At 37.6% G+C, this 16,798-nt stretch carries 15 protein-coding genes, 1 pseudogene and 1 other annotated feature; of the genes and pseudogenes, 10 read left to right on the top strand and 6 right to left on the bottom strand.

Annotation, left to right across the window (positions count from 1 at the left end; genetic code table 11):
- The first annotated feature begins 43 nt into the window (after positions 1 to 43).
- Positions 44 to 217 carry a hypothetical protein gene (locus tag NST65_RS03145; RefSeq protein ID WP_061418171.1) on the top strand — a complete coding sequence of 58 codons (174 nt, stop codon included), beginning with the start codon at positions 44 to 46 and terminating at the stop codon, positions 215 to 217.
- 45 nt (positions 218 to 262) lie between these two features.
- Here NST65_RS03145 and NST65_RS03140 read toward each other — a convergent pair whose 3' ends face one another.
- Complete coding sequence (locus tag NST65_RS03140; RefSeq protein ID WP_111927669.1) at positions 263 to 832, bottom strand: hypothetical protein; 570 nt, start codon at positions 830 to 832, stop codon at positions 263 to 265.
- A gap of 141 nt (positions 833 to 973) precedes the next feature.
- Here NST65_RS03140 and NST65_RS03135 point away from each other — a divergent pair, with 141 nt between their 5' ends.
- From NST65_RS03135 to NST65_RS03115, 5 genes are all read left to right on the top strand, one after another.
- The gene (locus NST65_RS03135) at positions 974 to 1,540 is read left to right on the top strand and encodes a GNAT family N-acetyltransferase (protein ID WP_029707591.1); all 567 of its coding nucleotides are present in this window, start codon (positions 974 to 976) and stop codon (positions 1,538 to 1,540) included.
- A gap of 748 nt (positions 1,541 to 2,288) precedes the next feature.
- On the top strand, positions 2,289 to 3,218 hold the full coding sequence (locus tag NST65_RS03130) for a S8 family serine peptidase (protein WP_024424495.1): 930 nt from the start codon (positions 2,289 to 2,291) through the stop codon (positions 3,216 to 3,218).
- A 1-nt stretch (position 3,219) separates the two neighbouring features.
- A complete protein-coding gene (locus tag NST65_RS03125) occupies positions 3,220 to 4,068 on the top strand; it encodes an SAR2788 family putative toxin (RefSeq protein ID WP_111927670.1) in 849 nt (282 codons plus the stop codon).
- Positions 4,044 to 4,514: a hypothetical protein gene (locus NST65_RS03120; protein ID WP_024424493.1), complete on the top strand. Its 471-nt coding sequence runs from the start codon at positions 4,044 to 4,046 to the stop codon at positions 4,512 to 4,514. Before NST65_RS03125 ends, NST65_RS03120 begins: the two co-directional genes overlap by 25 nt.
- Positions 4,515 to 4,586: 72 nt before the next feature.
- Positions 4,587 to 4,796, top strand: a complete 210-nt coding sequence (locus NST65_RS03115; RefSeq protein WP_024424492.1) for a hypothetical protein — start codon at positions 4,587 to 4,589, stop codon at positions 4,794 to 4,796.
- A gap of 809 nt (positions 4,797 to 5,605) precedes the next feature.
- Here the strand turns inward: NST65_RS03115 and NST65_RS03110 are convergent.
- Positions 5,606 to 5,797: pseudogene (locus NST65_RS03110) on the bottom strand (GMP synthase (glutamine-hydrolyzing)); the annotation flags it as partial.
- Between the two features lie 104 nt (positions 5,798 to 5,901).
- Between NST65_RS03110 and NST65_RS03105 the strand changes: the two are divergent.
- From NST65_RS03105 to NST65_RS03090, 4 genes are all read left to right on the top strand, one after another.
- Positions 5,902 to 6,789 (top strand): AraC family transcriptional regulator, encoded by an 888-nt coding sequence (locus tag NST65_RS03105; protein WP_111927671.1) that lies wholly within the window; start codon positions 5,902 to 5,904, stop codon positions 6,787 to 6,789.
- A 225-nt stretch (positions 6,790 to 7,014) separates the two neighbouring features.
- Positions 7,015 to 7,279 (top strand) — a binding site (T-box leader).
- 57 nt (positions 7,280 to 7,336) lie between these two features.
- Positions 7,337 to 8,998 (top strand): 2-isopropylmalate synthase, encoded by a 1,662-nt coding sequence (locus NST65_RS03100; protein WP_111927672.1) that lies wholly within the window; start codon positions 7,337 to 7,339, stop codon positions 8,996 to 8,998.
- Positions 8,999 to 10,054, top strand: a complete 1,056-nt coding sequence (locus NST65_RS03095) for an AraC family transcriptional regulator (RefSeq protein ID WP_328699484.1) — start codon at positions 8,999 to 9,001, stop codon at positions 10,052 to 10,054.
- Positions 10,055 to 10,072: 18 nt separating this feature from the next.
- Entirely contained in the window at positions 10,073 to 10,582 is a 510-nt protein-coding gene (locus tag NST65_RS03090) for a YbaK/EbsC family protein (protein ID WP_111927674.1), read from the top strand.
- 55 nt (positions 10,583 to 10,637) lie between these two features.
- Here NST65_RS03090 and guaA read toward each other — a convergent pair whose 3' ends face one another.
- The 4 genes from guaA to NST65_RS03070 form a co-directional block, all read right to left on the bottom strand.
- Entirely contained in the window at positions 10,638 to 12,179 is a 1,542-nt protein-coding gene (gene guaA / locus NST65_RS03085) for a glutamine-hydrolyzing GMP synthase (RefSeq protein WP_024424487.1), read from the bottom strand.
- A 186-nt stretch (positions 12,180 to 12,365) separates the two neighbouring features.
- The gene (locus tag NST65_RS03080) at positions 12,366 to 14,567 is read right to left on the bottom strand and encodes a transglutaminaseTgpA domain-containing protein (protein ID WP_111927675.1); all 2,202 of its coding nucleotides are present in this window, start codon (positions 14,565 to 14,567) and stop codon (positions 12,366 to 12,368) included.
- A 9-nt stretch (positions 14,568 to 14,576) separates the two neighbouring features.
- Positions 14,577 to 15,662, bottom strand: coding sequence for a DUF58 domain-containing protein (locus tag NST65_RS03075; RefSeq protein ID WP_252050200.1), 1,086 nt, complete (start codon positions 15,660 to 15,662; stop codon positions 14,577 to 14,579).
- A gap of 101 nt (positions 15,663 to 15,763) precedes the next feature.
- Complete coding sequence (locus tag NST65_RS03070) at positions 15,764 to 16,726, bottom strand: MoxR family ATPase (protein WP_048240035.1); 963 nt, start codon at positions 16,724 to 16,726, stop codon at positions 15,764 to 15,766.
- Between the last annotated feature and the right edge of the window lie 72 nt (positions 16,727 to 16,798).

Below are 16,798 nucleotides of genomic sequence, written 5' to 3'. Positions count from 1 at the left end.
TTTGATATAATGGAAGAAATATGTACAAAAAGGAGTAAGTCGATTGTTTCTATTTGAAGAACCCACGTGTACTAGCTGTCAGAAAAAGATAGAAGGAAACGAAGAAGTGTACGTCAAGCTGGTCTATCCAAAGAGACGAGGAATGACAGAGGTAAAGGCTTGGCTCAGGAATGAAGGGGTTTTTTATTGTAAGACATGTTATGGAAAAGAAACATAAAAACAAGCATTTCAATTGAAATGCTTGTTTTTACTTTCTACTTTTTTATTTCCGCTTACTACGAAGTTCAATGAGTGCTAGTTTATTGTCATTGAAAAAGAACTCCAGAATGATACCGTTTGATTGATCTTGATATTGTATACCTTTGCTATACCCTTCGACAAACCAGAGCTTCTTGAATTGATCTCCATATGTTTGTAGCACAGATGAATAATCGTCTCCAATAGTGATTCCCTTAGATGTTTTGAGTTTTTTCTGTTTTGACTGATTGTAAATAGATGTAACTCGATGATGTTGATCAACTGATACTACAAAATCTTGACTTTCTTTTTCCATATAGACCCTCTGTTTAGGATGGGAGAATTGAGTATTCTCCACAAAAGTATGATCTCTCTCAAATTTTTCACCAATCTTAAAATGACCTAGCGATTCATTTGTTAAAGATACAGAGTGAAAATTAAAAAACATAGCCACCCAAACAAATAGTGCGGTTCCTCCTAAAACAGAACCTACAATCACTAACACTTTAGAATGGATGATTCCCTTTTTAAACAAATAGATCGCTAAAGATACGATGATCATCACGATGACGATCATAATTAGAAAAATACCCATTTCAATTATCCTCTTTTGCTTTTAATCGAATTCTGTTTGTGAATTATCCCCGCAATCACATTCTCACATATTATACCAAAGCATTACACAAAATCGACCAGTACAGGTATAATTTAAATAAAATTGCACGAGGAGAAAAATATGTATAGACATAAACTGATATTCCCGCAATCATTTCCAACCATACATACCGAAAGACTAATCTTAAAACAAGCAACAATCGAAGACGCTGAGGATATGCACATCTACTTATCCAATGAAACCGTGTGCCGCTACATGGGCATTGATGCTCATGAAACGATTGAAGACACAAAAGGAGAAATCAAGTGGTATCACGACATCTTCAAAGAACAAACAGGCATCCGCTGGGGCATTTCTCTAAAAGATGATCCTGCGATCATCGGCAGCTGCGGCTTTCTCAATCTAGAAAAACAGCACTGCCGCACGGAAATCGGCTATGAATTACACCACGATCATTGGAGAAAAGGCATCATGAGCGAAGCAATTGCTGCGGTGTTACGATATGGGTTTCAGGAAATGTATCTGAATCGGATTGAAGCGATTATTGATCCAGCAAATACGTCCTCTGTTCAATTATTGGAGAATGTTGATTTTGTTCGAGAGGGTTTATTAAGGGAGTATGATCTTGGTCAGAATGGGTTTGATGATGTGTTTATTTATTCGATTTTGAAGAGGGATTTCAAATAAACTGAATGATTTTTAAACAGAAGCGTTAAAGTGAATGAATTAAAATTGCACAATTACCCAGTAAGAAACCTCTAGTCAAGTTTATGACTAGAGTTTCTTTGCATGGTAACCCTTCTAATTTACTTACAATTCCAGCAATATTCAACACCCTTTCTATAATTATAGTATCAGTAATAGTAAAAATTTTTGAACAAAATGCAGATCCACACTTAAGTAATTACACTATTTCACTTACTTTTCTTTTCTAAGTACAAGATTCAAATAAAAATAGCCTATTCTTTAATCTGTTTTAGTTGGAATAATTCATATTCCAAAAAAAGAGCTTTTGTCCATTTGCAATTTCACTGATTAATTTAGATTTTTCATTTTCAAAATCTATTTTAGTGACATTATTTTTACGTTTACTTGTTTCGCTTTCAATTTTGGAGAACGTTGGACATGTGGAGTTGGAGTGAGGTTACAACAAGTAATGAATAAACTCATTGTGTTATCAGGTCATAGTTGGCAGTGGCAAAACATTTTTAATCAAAAAATCATAGATAATTATTAAGTAAACGAGTCAAGAAGAAGAACTGGCATATTTACAGTAGTACACGCATGGGAAATTTTAAATATATAAGGATATATTACCTTAAATAACATTTACATCAAAATAAATATAGGTTAATATATTCTTGTATTTCATAAAAAGGGAAGGGAGGTATATTCTGTATTAATTCTAAATACTGCATGTGAGAAGGAAGCTTGAATGAAAAAGTCAAAAGCCTTATTACTATTTGTTTCGTGCCTAGTGATTCTTGCAATTGTATTATGTTGGGGACTATCTGGCGATGTTTCTGAGGATAATAGTAAATCATACAAGACAGAGAAGGAAAAAGACCTGCTATGGGGATATAAAGTTATAGGTCATGAAAAACCTAATAATCATAAGAATTATGTCAAAATTGCTATCCTTGATAGCGGTATTAATAAGTCACATAAAGAGTTTAAAGATTTAACTTTTTATGAGTACAATGCTATTAAACCAAAAAAATCTATCGAAGATGATTATGGTCATGGTACAGCAATTGCCGGAATAATCGCTGCAACTGGTGAAGAAATAAAAGGTATTTCACAGAATCCCATTATTTATGATGTCAAGGTACTAAATAAAAATGGCAAAGGAAAAGTTGAAGATGTTGTCAAAGGGATTAAATGGTGTATTGAGCAAAAGGTAGACATAATTAATATAAGTTTCGGATTTGGAAAAGACTACGATGAATTACGAAATGTTATAAAAATTGCTTTAGATAACAATATAACAATTACAGCTGCTTCTGGAAATACATTAGGTCTAACTGTTGAATACCCTGCAAAATATGAAGGCGTCTTATCGATATCCTCACTTAACGAAAAACTAAAAATTGATCCAATTTCAGCAAAAGGAAAAATTGACTTTTCTGCGCCTGGAGTAAATATTAAAACAACTGATATACACGGAGGATATACAAAGGTAAAAGGTACATCCTTTGCAACTGCGTTTGCAACAGGTGCTATAGGCTGTTTGTATTCTAAAAAATACAAATCTAAAGAGAATGTTCATCAAACACTCAAGAAAAATACAGTTGATCTTGGAAAGCTAGGTTATGACAGAGAGTATGGCAATGGGATGATTATTTGTAACAAGGGAGAGAATTAGATTGAAAAAGGTTTTAATAAAAATTCTTGTGTTAACATTGTTTTTGTGTGGAGTTGTTCCTGAATTTGCAAGTGCAAAATCAGGCGAAATTGATTCTGATGCTTTAAGAATAGAAGAGAATGCTAGTAAAGAATATGAAGTGAATGTTGAAAAAGAATTGGGGATAGAGCTAGAACAAGATATGTTAATGGAAGTTAAGGAAAGCCTAGATGAAGTTAATATATCTACTCAGCTTGAAGCTGAGAGTATGAATGTCCAAACTGACATGAAAATTAATCATGAGACAGGTGAAATCACAGTTGATGGTATTACAGAGTTAGAAAATGGGGAAAAAGAAACTAACAAATTCAACGTGTTAATTGAAGAGATTGAAGGAAATGATTTTACAGCAACCTTTGTGGATGATGAAACAGGAAAAGAGTATAAAGTTAGCACCATAGAAGCTCAGTCATCAATTGTTCCAGCAATAATAGTTGGAATTGTTTCTAGGTTTGGTATTCAATATGCTATTAAAAAATACGGAAAGAAGCTAATAATAAAAACTTTTAAAAAACAGGTAATTAAACAAGGTATAAAAAAAGTTGCTAAGTTTTCTGTTAGCAACAAACATCTTAGTAATGCAAAAGGTAGATACAGAAAATTTGATACCAAAAGCAAGAGCACAGTAAATAAATGGATAAAAGAAGCTTTACAATCTAAAAATGTTTCGTTTACTATAAACAATAATAAAAAACTATCCTTTGTCATCACTGCAAATCTGAAAAAGAAAATCGGAACAAAAGGTGAGACAAAAATAAAAATAGTTATAGGTTGGGATGGTAAAATATGGACAGCTTATCCAATCAAGTAGAATTTGATTATATGTTCACATCTGATGAGAAAGATATTCCAAAGAACATGAAGAAAGATCCATCAACAGCTCTAAGAGTAGAGGGAGAGTTTAAAATAGTTATAAATGGCGAAGTATATTTTGAAGAAAATATCGCCTTATTAGAATTTTATGCATCTTTGCACGACTGGATTAAAAAGATAAAGAAAAAAAACAAAGTTACAGAGTATAGATATTACACAATGGAGTATGAGGAAGACGACCCCATTATTTCAGTAATACCATTTGATAATAAGGCTCGACTCACCACTATTTGGGAAACTCAACAGTTATATAATGTATTCGATCTTAATTATATAATTGAACAAATGAAGGTATTACATGAAAACCTTGGACGTGACATTGAACAACATTATAAAATTTCACTAAAAAACTTTATTGGAAATATCCCATTAAGAAAATATTGAATAGAGAAAGGAACTCCTGGTTAGGGGTTCTTTTCAATGTTTTAGTAGGATGTTTTTAGAGGAGGTGTATTTTTGATTTTATATTTCTTAGCTGGTTTTATAGGAATCATAATAGCCACAATTATGCTAGGTATTGAAATCGAAGGATATACATTTTTGACAAGTTTTATTTTAAAGATGTTTGGGATGTCTATATTTGTAGGATCGATATGGCTAATAAATCAAAACAGAGAAGAATGCCCAAAAATAGCAATAAAAATGAAGAATGAAAGCTCATTGTAAAATTCGTCGTTACAAATATCTTTTATACCTATATCTCGAATTGCAAGCGGTCTTCCATCATTAATTACAAAAACCTTTATTTGATTTATTTTAGATAACTCATTAAAAGCATCATCTCTTGAACTGAAATTATGATAAAAATATCTCTTCCTTATTACTATTATCTATAAAAAAAGATTGTTCTATTAATCTTACATGGTAAATATCCCAAACTGTATTTAAAATGGGCTCAACAGTTTTTTTAGAGTACCCTCCAAATATTCTTATCAACACCACTTATATCGGACATTGAGCGTTCCATTAATGCAGTAGTAATATTATAATTGAATTGATTATTTTTAAAAAAATTTAGATAATCGAGAAATTCATTCTTCTGAATATTTTGTCTATAATCATTTAATAACCTGTTTAAATACGTCAAAATATTCAAATCAAAATGTACAACTTTACCAACTTTTATTTTCGGTAATCCCCTCCAATATAATTACTATCAAGAATCCACATTTTTGTATAGTCAGGAGAAATATTTTATAACCGTTAATTTCCCTATTTTTAAAACTTTCATTAATATTTGAATATTTTTATATGATCTGATTTATTAAAAAATTTTTCGAATATGATATTCTTTTCAATTGTATTATCTGCTTTAATTATGAGATCAATAATAATTTTAAGTTGTTCATTCATTGTATCCCCTTCACATCTGATTTTCCTTCAATATCCCTCAACCTACATTTATCTAATTAAATATTTTTTGCAGTTCTGCTGAAACTGTAATTAATCAAAGTGATAGCACCGATACCAATTGTTTAGTCGTATATTCTGGCGTCATCCATGGCACCTTTGTTGTGGATGTCTGGGAGAACCTCAAAATATTGTCAGATGTCTCACTCAAAGCCTAAGATGGAAATTTCTTCGAGTAGAATTAAATCTTATTCCCGGATGATTTCTAGATTTTCTTCAGAAACTCCACCCAGTACACGGATACCCAGTCCTGAACCTAGGACTATAAGGTCCATTCTATAATTGCAACACAGCACAAAAAGTCAAGTTTCCTAAAGAGCATTTCCGCTATACTAAACTCGTAAGGCAAGGAGGTGCTCGGTTGTCCTATCAAGAACATGAGAAAACGATTCAAGAAACATTGAATTATATTGAACAGCATCTGAAAGATGATTTACCGCTTCAAACTCTAGCGAAACACGCTGGTTATTCTAGGTTTCACTTTCACCGTATATTCAAGAAAGTGATTAAGAAGTCAGTTGTCGATTATATAAGGGAACGTCGGATGACCCAAGCGGCGAAGGATTTAATTCATACGGATCAACGGGCGATTGACATTGCATTGCAGTATCGATTTAGTTCACAGGAATCCTTCACTAGAGCCTTTAAGAAGATATATGATATGTCACCCGCACGTTATCGGAGATTACTAAGGAATGTCATTGATAAGGAGGAAACGAATATGGCTGCAAATAAGAACACACCTACTGGCTGGATTATGACGGGAGAAACACCATCTGATTATGAAACAGGTCTGGATGGCAGAATTGTACACAGTGGTACTACCTCAGCTTACCTGAAATCCAAGGATGAAAAAGCTCGAGGTTTCGCGACATTGATGCAGCAAATTAAGTCTGATCGTTACCGTGGAGAACGCCTTCAATTTTCTGCTTTTGTCAAAAGCGAAGATGTGAAAAGTTCAGCTGGTTTATGGATGAGGATTGACCATTCTTCAGGTGAAGTTCTTGCGTTTGACAACATGATGAACCGCCCCATTACAGGAACAAACGGCTGGAATCATTTTAGTGTAGTATTGGATGTTCCAGTCAAAAGTGAAGTCATTGCGTTTGGCATATTACTACATGGACAAGGTCACATTTGGATGGACGAACTTAGTTTTAAAATTGTAGATGAAAGTGTGCCAGTGACAGAACAAAATACTGTGGATCATTTAGAGGATGAACCAGTGAATTTAAATTTTGAAAGCTAGCAGACTGAATTTAAGAGGAGGTTCATTGCCATGAAAAAAATTGGTGCGATTTTATTGTTCGCTATGAATTCACTCACCTTTATTTGTGGCCTCGGAATTTTATTTGGTGAAGAGGATTAAAGATAAGCACCCATAGAACAAAAAAAATCAATTAAAAAAGATATCCCTATCCCTATCCCTATCTCTTTTTTGTAGACTTGGTATAATAGAAAAAATCAGAAAAATGAGAATGCAATGATAAGGAATAGTACTTGCCGAAATGTTTTCAGAAAGTTGCTGGCTGATGAGAAGCAATAACAAAAAAGCAGGGAACTCACCTTAGAGTAGCCTTAGTGAAATGAAAAGTATTGATGTAGTTAAGGTCGGCACCCCACCGTTATATGGGAAGGATATAAGATCAAACAATCTATATCCGAATAAGGGCATGATAATGTTTGTTTATCATGAAACAGGGGTGGTACCGCGTAAGAAGAAGTCTTTCGTCTCCAAGTTAAATCTTGGGGATGAAAGGCTTTTTTTATATTCTATTTTCTAGGAGGAATCGATGATGTTTAACCACAAAAAATACGAAAAGAAATACTTTTTGCCACCGAAGCTTACTTATGATTGGGTGAAGAAAGAAACATTAGAAAGTGCTCCGATATGGTGCAGTGTGGACTTGCGGGATGGTAATCAAGCATTACCTATTCCTATGAACTTAGAAGAAAAATTGGAAATGTTTCAGTTATTAGTAGAGATAGGTTTTAAAGAAATTGAGATCGCATTTCCAGCTGCTTCTGATACGGAGTTTAGGCTGTTACGGACACTGATTGATCATCATATGATTCCAGACGATGTCACAATTATGGTGATCACACAAGCGAGAGAGCATATTATCCGCCGAACCTTCGAAGCCATTAAGGGAGTACCGAAAGCGATTGTTCATTTATATAATTCGACTTCAGAAGCGCAGCGCAGACAAGTATTTAAGAAAACAAAAGATGAAATTAAACAAATTGCCATTGATGGAGCTATTTTAGTAAAAGAACTTGCCGAAAAAACAAATAGTGATATTTATTTTCAATATAGTCCAGAAAGCTTTCCAGGAACAGAAGTTGATTATGCGTTAGATATTTGTAATAGTGTTTTAGATATTTGGAAACCGACACGAGCTCATAAAGCCATCATCAATATTCCGACAACAGTTGAATATTCAATGCCTCATATCTTTGCAAGTCAGATTGAGTATATACACAAAAATCTGTCTTACCGAGACAGTGTGACATTATCTGTTCATCCTCATAATGACCGCGGCTCTGGGGTGAGTGATGCAGAATTTGGTGTTCTAGCTGGCGCAGAAAGAGTCGAAGGTACATTATTTGGTATCGGTGAACGTACAGGGAACGTTGACTTGATTACCTTGGCGATGAATATGTATTCACAAGGTTATGATCCAAAATTGAATTTCAATAACCTAGAAGCGATTCGTAAAAAATATGAAAAACTAACAAGAATCACTGTTCCTGAGAGACAGCCATATTCTGGCGAGATGGTTTTCACCGCATTCTCTGGGTCACATCAAGATGCTATATCTAAAGGTATGAAATATAGAAAGGAAAATAATGTTGATAAATGGGACGTTCCTTATATCCCAGTAGATCCAGTTGACTTGGGAAGGAATTATCAAACAGATGTGATTCGAATCAACAGCCAGTCTGGAAAAGGCGGCATAGGCTATATACTAGAAACAAATTATGGCATTCAACTTCCATATAAAATGAATGAAGCCATGGGTTATGAAGCGAAGAAAGTATCTGATCAGACAAGTAGGGAATTGTCTGTCGAAGAAATATATCATGTTTTTAAAGAACAGTATGTTGATTATCACCCTCATTTCCAGCTGCTTGATTATCAATTTCATAAAGGAGAGAAGCAGGAAGTTACCTTAACTTTGCTGAGAGATGATCAACAAATTGAAATACAAGGAACTGGCACTGGAAGTTTAGATGCCATCAGTAATGCATTAAAAGCATATTTTCATCTCGAATATGTTTTGGAAGTCTATGAACAGAATTCTTTGGGCAAGGATTCCCAAGCAAAAGCCTGTGCACAGATTGGAATTTCATATCAAGGAAACATGCATTGGGGTGCTGGAATTGATAAAGATATTATAGAAGCAACAGTGAAAGCCCTGGTGGTTGCAGTAAATAAACTAGAGGTTTGGATGTAGATGGAAAAAGATAAACTTGAAAAACATGAAGTGATGCAATATTTAAGAGAATATAACGAGCAAGAAATCTTTTATCAACAATACCAACAGAAAAAGCATGACAATCAATCATTGCAATTATTTTTGAAGGATTATGATAAACACAATTTAATGCATAAGCAAATATATATAGAAGAATTTTTGCAAAAAGGGCAGAACGAATTTGAAAAGGAAGATACCATGTGGTTAGGTCAGGAGAAAGATATCGAAGTGAGAAAGTATAGCCGTTTTATGCCTCAATTGTCGGCTATCCATGATTTCTTTGAAATGATCTATGTTCTGGAAAATGAGATGTATGTAGAAGTGGAAGATAAAAAAATGACTTTGAAATCAGGAGATATTGCCTTTATTCCTCCTGACACCATACACAAGCCAATTGTAATGGAGAATACAATCGCCATGCAAATCATGATCCGTAAGAGTACTTTTCAAAAAGTGTTTTTTAAAATGTTAAAAGGAAACAATGTCATTTCAGAATTCTTTTTGAATGCATTGTATATAAAAGAAAATAAAAATATTCTTATTTTCCATAGTCACTTGGATAAACATTTGCTAGACTGCTCTCTTCAACTATTTACAGAAAATTATAATCGGTTTCCTAGTTACCAGTTGATTATGAATAATTTGTTTGAGATATTATTATGTCTCTTATTAAGATTCAAACCAAGTCATATGAACGTAAATCAGGTCAAACAATATCGTGATATACGTATTATTGAAATGCTCCAATATATTCAGCAATGTTGTGAGCATATCACCATCCAGGAGATGGCAGAGGAATTTAACCTTTCACAGTCTTACCTGTCAAAATATATAGCTCGTAAGCTTGGCAAATCATTTAGTGAGATTCGACAAGAAATAAGATTGGAAAAAGCCTGCGAAATGCTCACTGGCAGCAATTCACAAGTAGATCATATTGCGGCAGCCGTAGGTTATCAAAATGTAGAGCATTTCATTCGTTTATTTAAGAGAAAGTATCACCTAACACCACATCAATATCGATTAAATAATAGATAATAAAGAGGAGAAATGATAATGTCAATCAAACAAGTAAAAGATTATTTTAAACAATATGATATGGATACTCGAATTCAAGAATTTTCAGTATCTAGTGCAACTGTAGACTTGGCTGCTTCTGCATTGGGCTGTGAACCTGAAAGAATCGCAAAAACACTATCCTTTCTAGTAAATGGACAAGCTATTTTAATTGTGACCTCTGGCGATGCAAAAGTTGATAACAAAAAATTCAAGGAATATTTTAAAACAAAAGCTAAAATGCTTTCTCCTCATGAGGTCGTTGACTTGGTCGGTCATGAAATTGGCGGAGTATGTCCTTTTGCTATAAAGAATGGCGTTTCTGTTTATTTAGATATTTCACTCAAACGTTTTGAGACAGTCTATCCAGCCTGCGGGAGCAGTAACAGTGCTATTGAACTCACAATAAAACAATTAGAAAAACACTCCGGTTATTCACAATGGATTGATGTGTGTAAGGGATGGAATGATTCATTAACACATGAAGACGGAAGGAAAAAGTGCAGTTAAAAATAAAAAAGAGCTAGAAACCCTTGATACACAAAGGTTTTTAGCTCTTTTACATTTATTCCCATTCTATCGTAGCAGGCGGCTTACTCGTAATATCATACACCACGCGGTTAATATGCTTCACTTCATTGACGATACGAGTTGAGATCTTTTCAAGCACGTCCCAAGGGATTCTTGCCCAGTCACTCGTCATACCATCAATAGAAGTAACAGCACGGATACCGATTGTGTAGTCGTATGTTCTTGCGTCACCCATGACACCTACGCTGCGGATGTCTGGGAGAACCGTGAAGTATTGCCAGATGTCGCGCTCAAGGCCGAAATTGGCAATTTCTTCGCGTAGAATCGCATCCGATTCACGGACGATTTCTAGTTTTTCTTCAGAAATTTCACCTAGTACACGGATACCTAGTCCTGGACCTGGGAATGGCTGTCTCCAGACGATGTCATCAGGAATGCCTAGCTCTGAACCTAAAGCACGGACTTCATCTTTGAATAGCGTATTGAGTGGCTCAATCAATTCGAACTGCATGTCTTCTGGAAGACCGCCTACGTTGTGGTGAGATTTGATTGTTTGTGCCGTTGCTGTTCCGCTCTCAATGATGTCTGTGTAAAGTGTTCCTTGTGCTAAGTAGTCGATTCCTTTTAGCTTGTCCGCTTCGTCATCGAATACATAGATGAATTCGTTACCGATGATTTTACGTTTTTGCTCAGGATCAGACACACCTTTTAGCTTGTTTAAGAAACGATCTTTCGCATCTACTTTAATCACGTTCATGTTGAAACCTTCGCTAAATGTTTTCATAACCCCTTCTGCTTCGCCTTTGCGAAGAAGACCGTGGTCAACGAAAATACATGTCAGCTGATCGCCGATGGCTTTGTGGATCAATACCGCCACAACAGATGAATCCACACCGCCGCTTAGTGCGCACAATACTTGCTTGTCGCCTACTGTTTCACGGATTTTCTGCATTTCGATTTCAATGAAGTTCTCCATTGACCATTTGCCATCGCAATCACACACGCCGAAGACAAAGTTTTTCAATAGGTCATTTCCGTACTCAGAGTGACGAACCTCTGGATGGAATTGAACGCCATAGAAATTCTTCTCAGCTAAGCTCATGGCTGAGTTTGGACAATGTGCACTTGTTGCATCGACTGTAAAGCCTTCTGGTACTTCAACAACGAGGTCACCATGGCTCATCCAAACGACTTGATCAGTCGGAAGGTCTTTGAATAAAGCAGGTGTTCCGTTAATATGGATATCTGCTTTTCCATATTCACGCTGGCTGGCCGCTTCTACTTTCCCGCCTAAATAGTGAGTCATGAGCTGCATGCCGTAGCAAATGCCTAGAACCGGAATGTCTAGATCAAAGATCTTTTCATCACAGCGGAAAGATCCTTCATCATAAACACTGTTTGGTCCACCAGAAAGGATGATTCCTTTAGGTGCCATTTCTTTAATTTCTTCAGCAGTTAAAGTGTGCGGATGAAGCTCACTGTACACACCAAATTCACGAATACGGCGTGTGATCAGCTGATTGTACTGACTGCCGAAATCGAGAACCAAAATCATTTCATTTACTAAATTTGTCATGGTGTCACCTCTATGTCCAATATAGTTTTTTATAAACGCACAGAAAAAATGAGAGGAGAAAACCTGCTCTCAGTGTGAATCACGCTTTTGAAGCGCCCAGACTCACATCCGAACGCTTCAATTTCATGTATTTTAGAAGGTTTTAATATTCACCTATTCTAACAACAGGAAGGTACGCGGTCAAGACTATCTCCTGTTTATTAAATTTTCCCATAACTTTGCCGATTGCTGCCAAAGCGCCGAGGCATCCTCTCGCCGGTAGAGCGCACGTTCATAAAGCTGCGTCAGCTCTGACATATGATGATCTCCATTCTTCTCATCAATCAACGAAGCGAATTCTCTTAGCGTCATACCTGGCTTTTTCTCGATTCCTCTGCGCCCTAGCTGCTTTAATAGAGCTGCATACGCATAGAAGAATGCTTCATCCTCTGGCAGACGTTTCACCTTTCTTACAATAAAGAATGGCAGCCATCTTGTTCTGAATCGATAAAGCATCCAGCTGATGAAACCAAGCAGGACAATAGCTACTGCCGCATAACCTATAACCCAACCAACATGCACCATATTTGGCTTTGCCTGCGCTGTTTGTTCCTTTGGTTGTGCAGGCTGCTCTGTCTCCTGCTGCTTCGGCTGGTCTTGCTGCTGATCTTCACTTGCATCAGAACTAGACTGATCTTCTTCTTTTTGATCATCCGTTTGATCGCTTGAAACAGCTTCATTCGTAAAAGTCTCTGGGTTTGTAAATCCTTTTGTCGGTTCAAAGGTGACCCAGCCTCTGTTTGGAAAATAAACCTCTACCCATGAATGCGCATTGTTATTGGTCACTTCATACACATTGTTTCCATCCATTTGTGTTTCATATAACTGGCCAGACGTATACCCTTTCACCCATCTCGCCGGAATCCCAATCGATCGAAGCATTACAATCATAGATGTTGAAAAATTATCACAATAGCCAATCATCGTATCAAATAAAAATTGATCCACATAATCTTCATTACGACCAGGCACAGCGACATTCTGCGTTTCATATGAAAACTTCGCAGATCCTAAATAATCCTCGATTGCTTTGGCTTTATCATACATATTGTCCTTCGTTTCCGTTAAGCTGTTTGCCAAAGTTTTCACACGCTCTGGAAGTGAAGATGGAAGCTGCAAGTATTCACGGCCAACCTGCTGATTCACCTGCTTCTTTGTCGGTACTTTGATTCTCTGCAAATCCTCCAGAATAAATGTAGGAGATAAAAAGCTGACTTGATAGTTCCCTAAATTTTTGGGTGGGTTTTGCATAGACGGGACAATTTTCTCCGTTTTGCCCATGATTTGCAGCGGAATGTTTTCCATTGGCGTCAGCATGATCGTTCCAATAGGATAAACAGCATGATTAAATCGATAATCCGATTCTATATCAATTCTTGTTTCATGCTCCTCTGTTTTCACTCGCTCAGTAAACCACCGATTCGGCACAGTGTCGTCCTTTAGCCGAGTAGGCTTCGTATCATTTGAAGCATCCTCCCAGCCCTTTCCTGTGTAAATACTTTTTGTTTCTACACGAAAGTATGATGGCTCCTTTCCGCTCCATTTAAAAACAGGTGTGCGGTCCTCACTAAACGGTCCGCCTAGCGCCGAATCATCTGCACTATATCCCACTTTATTCTGCCCGGCTGTCCCATCTTGATTCGTGACCGCCTTAAAAAACGGAACAGGATCGGGCCATTTCGGATCAGACTTTGGCAAAGAAGCACCCAGTGACGCTGATAGAAGGACAAGCGCCAGCATAGGCAAAAACCACTTTAGACGTGTTTTCTGTGACACCCGAACGCCCTCAGCTGAACGCAGTCGATCAAAATACAGCAACCCAAGCAAACAAAAGCCAAATACCATAATACGAACGATTGCAAAAGTCGCATCATATGGCGTAAACGTATCAAGAATCGTGACATACACAATCGTCATCAGTAAAAAGAAAAAGATACGCTGCTGATAGACCACCCAATAATGTAGCAAGTAGACAAGCAGCCACAGCAAAATATAAAACAACAATGTGCGGAAAGACGGGTACATATCACTCCACATGCCCATACTCATTAACGTGATATTATCCTTGATATCAGCAAACAAAGCAGCCGGATAACCTGGCGCTGATTGATAAAAGATCAAATATAAGGCGAGCAAAATCAGTCCAGCACAAATAGGAAACGTCACATACCACTTCAGACGAAAGAACGTAAACAAACACGTAAGCCCGATAAAAATGATGAAATAAGACGTATGGCTCGTCTCTGTAAAATCTTGAAGCGGACGAAGCCACTCCCATAGCAGCAGAAAAGCTACAGCATAATAGATGAACAATTCAAAACGGCTTTGCCGCAGATGCGAATGCAGCATAAATGTTTGTCACCTCACAGTTCTTTCGTGCAGCCGGTCTTCAAATAAAAGGGTGATGCGTATTCCAGAGGCCTTGAGCCGGTCTACAAGCTGTTTTTCTTTTGTCGTGAAATGGTCAACGGCTTTCTTCACTAAAAGCACGGTGATGTTCTTCCTGTTTCGATTTCCAAAGAGACTTGCCGCAAGCTCCTCCTGCAGCTGACCCGTGACGACATATTTTCCTGAGTGCTGGTACTCACTCGCTGCTAACGGTTTATATTCTAGTGCGCGGGAAGGCTGAAGCTGCACCCTTGTTAAATAATAAAGCATGTCCTGTAAATGAAGTTCTCCTTGATCGACTCGAAAGGCATGCTGATCTCCTAGAGGGACAAGACCTGACGGCACTCCTTTTTTCACAGCCGTTTGAAGAACAGATGCCGCAATAGAGACGACTGTTTCAAAAACAGCTTGATCAGTAAAATCAGCAAACACAACAAGGTCCTTTGCTTGATTCTGTTCAAATTCCTTCGTCATCAGCTGGCCTCTTCTGGCCGTCGTCTTCCAGTCCACCCAAGCAAAACGGTCTCCTTGCTGATATTCCCGTACGCCTGTTGTCACATGGGCCGGTTCATTGAACCACGAGTGAACCGCTTTGCCTCCATTTTCACTCACTGACTCAGCAGGCTCTACAGGGATATCCAGCACTTTTGGGTAGACAAGCAGCTTTTTCTCTAACGGAATGATGATTTCTTTTTCAACAAACCCAAACATATCACCCGTTTTGATTCTAACGGCTGTCAAATGATGCTCTCCCCGCATGACATCATTCAATTGATAGGAAAATCGCCATGTTTTCCGAAACCAGGGAAAAAGCATTTGCTTCATTTCAATCTGTTCCTGTAAGTGAAAGGTATCTGGCGGAGCATCCTCTATCATGACGTAAACGTACGGAAATGGATGTGTCCGCTTGATTTCAAGGTCAACGGACAGCACATCCCCCGCCTTTAAGCGTGTTTGCTGTATTGTCCTCTTGGCTGTCGCGCGAAGCGGAACAAGTGCAAACAGCAAAGCATACAAAGCATATGGTAAAAATGCATAAAAAAGGAACCAGCTCACAAACCCTCCCTGAAACATGGCATAACAAAAGGCTGCCGCAGTGAGAATGATGAGCATCATCACCCTTAACCATAATGAAATTGTTACACGATGACGTGACTTCATTGAGTCATCGACTTTTGAACTGGCACGCCAATTTGCTCAAGCATTTGCCGCAGCAGTGTCTCCGCCTTCTTCCCTTCATATGTCGCTTCTGATGTCAAAATCATACGATGCGGTAATGTATAAGGCGCCAAATACTGTACATCATCAGGAATCACATAATCGCGCTGATTCAAAAGTGCATACGCCTGTGCCGCTTTCATCAAGGCGATCGATCCCCTTGGACTCACACCTAGATAAACAGATGAGTGTTTACGCGTCGCTTGAGCAATTTCAACAATATATTCTTTAATGGATGCATCCACATGAATGGTCTGAACAGCCTGCTGCAACGCATGGATATGTTCCTTTGTCATGACAGCTTGGAGCGTATCAATCGGGGATTGCTTCTCCTGCAAGTTGAGCACCTCCAGCTCCTCGAGCATGGTCGGATATCCCATCTGCAGTTTGAATAAAAACCGGTCCATTTGCGCTTCTGGCAGCGGATAAGTCCCTTCATATTCCACTGGGTTTTGTGTCGCCATGACGAAAAAAGGATCCGCAAGCGGCATCGTTTCTCCGTCCACTGTGACACTGCCTTCCTCCATCGCTTCAAGCAATGCTGATTGTGTTTTAGGAGAGGTCCGGTTGATCTCATCAGCTAAAATAATCTGCCCCATGATCGGTCCTTGCCTAAATTCAAATTCATTCGTCTTTTTATTGTAAATCGACACGCCTGTTACATCTGAAGGCAAAAGGTCAGGAGTGAATTGGATTCTCTTAAACTCACAGCCAATGGATTTTGCCAAAGCACGAACCATCATCGTCTTCCCTACACCAGGCACATCCTCGAGCAGCACATGCCCCTTCGCCAAAATCGCAACAAGGCTTAATATCGCAATGTCTTTTTTCCCAACCATGACTTTATTGATGTTATCTACGATTTTTTGTAAATCTGAATGCATCGGTTCATCAAATGCCATCCTGATCCTCCTATCACGTTTCTGTCAAATTTCATATAGTCTAACTTTACCATACAACGTGCATTTACATAT

It is taken from the genome of Bacillus sp. FSL P4-0248, from assembly GCF_038593305.1.
GTDB lineage: Bacteria > Bacillota > Bacilli > Bacillales > Bacillaceae > Bacillus > Bacillus safensis.
The sequence above is the reverse complement of the archived record's forward strand: the minus strand, read 5'-3'. Positions and strand labels throughout refer to the sequence as shown.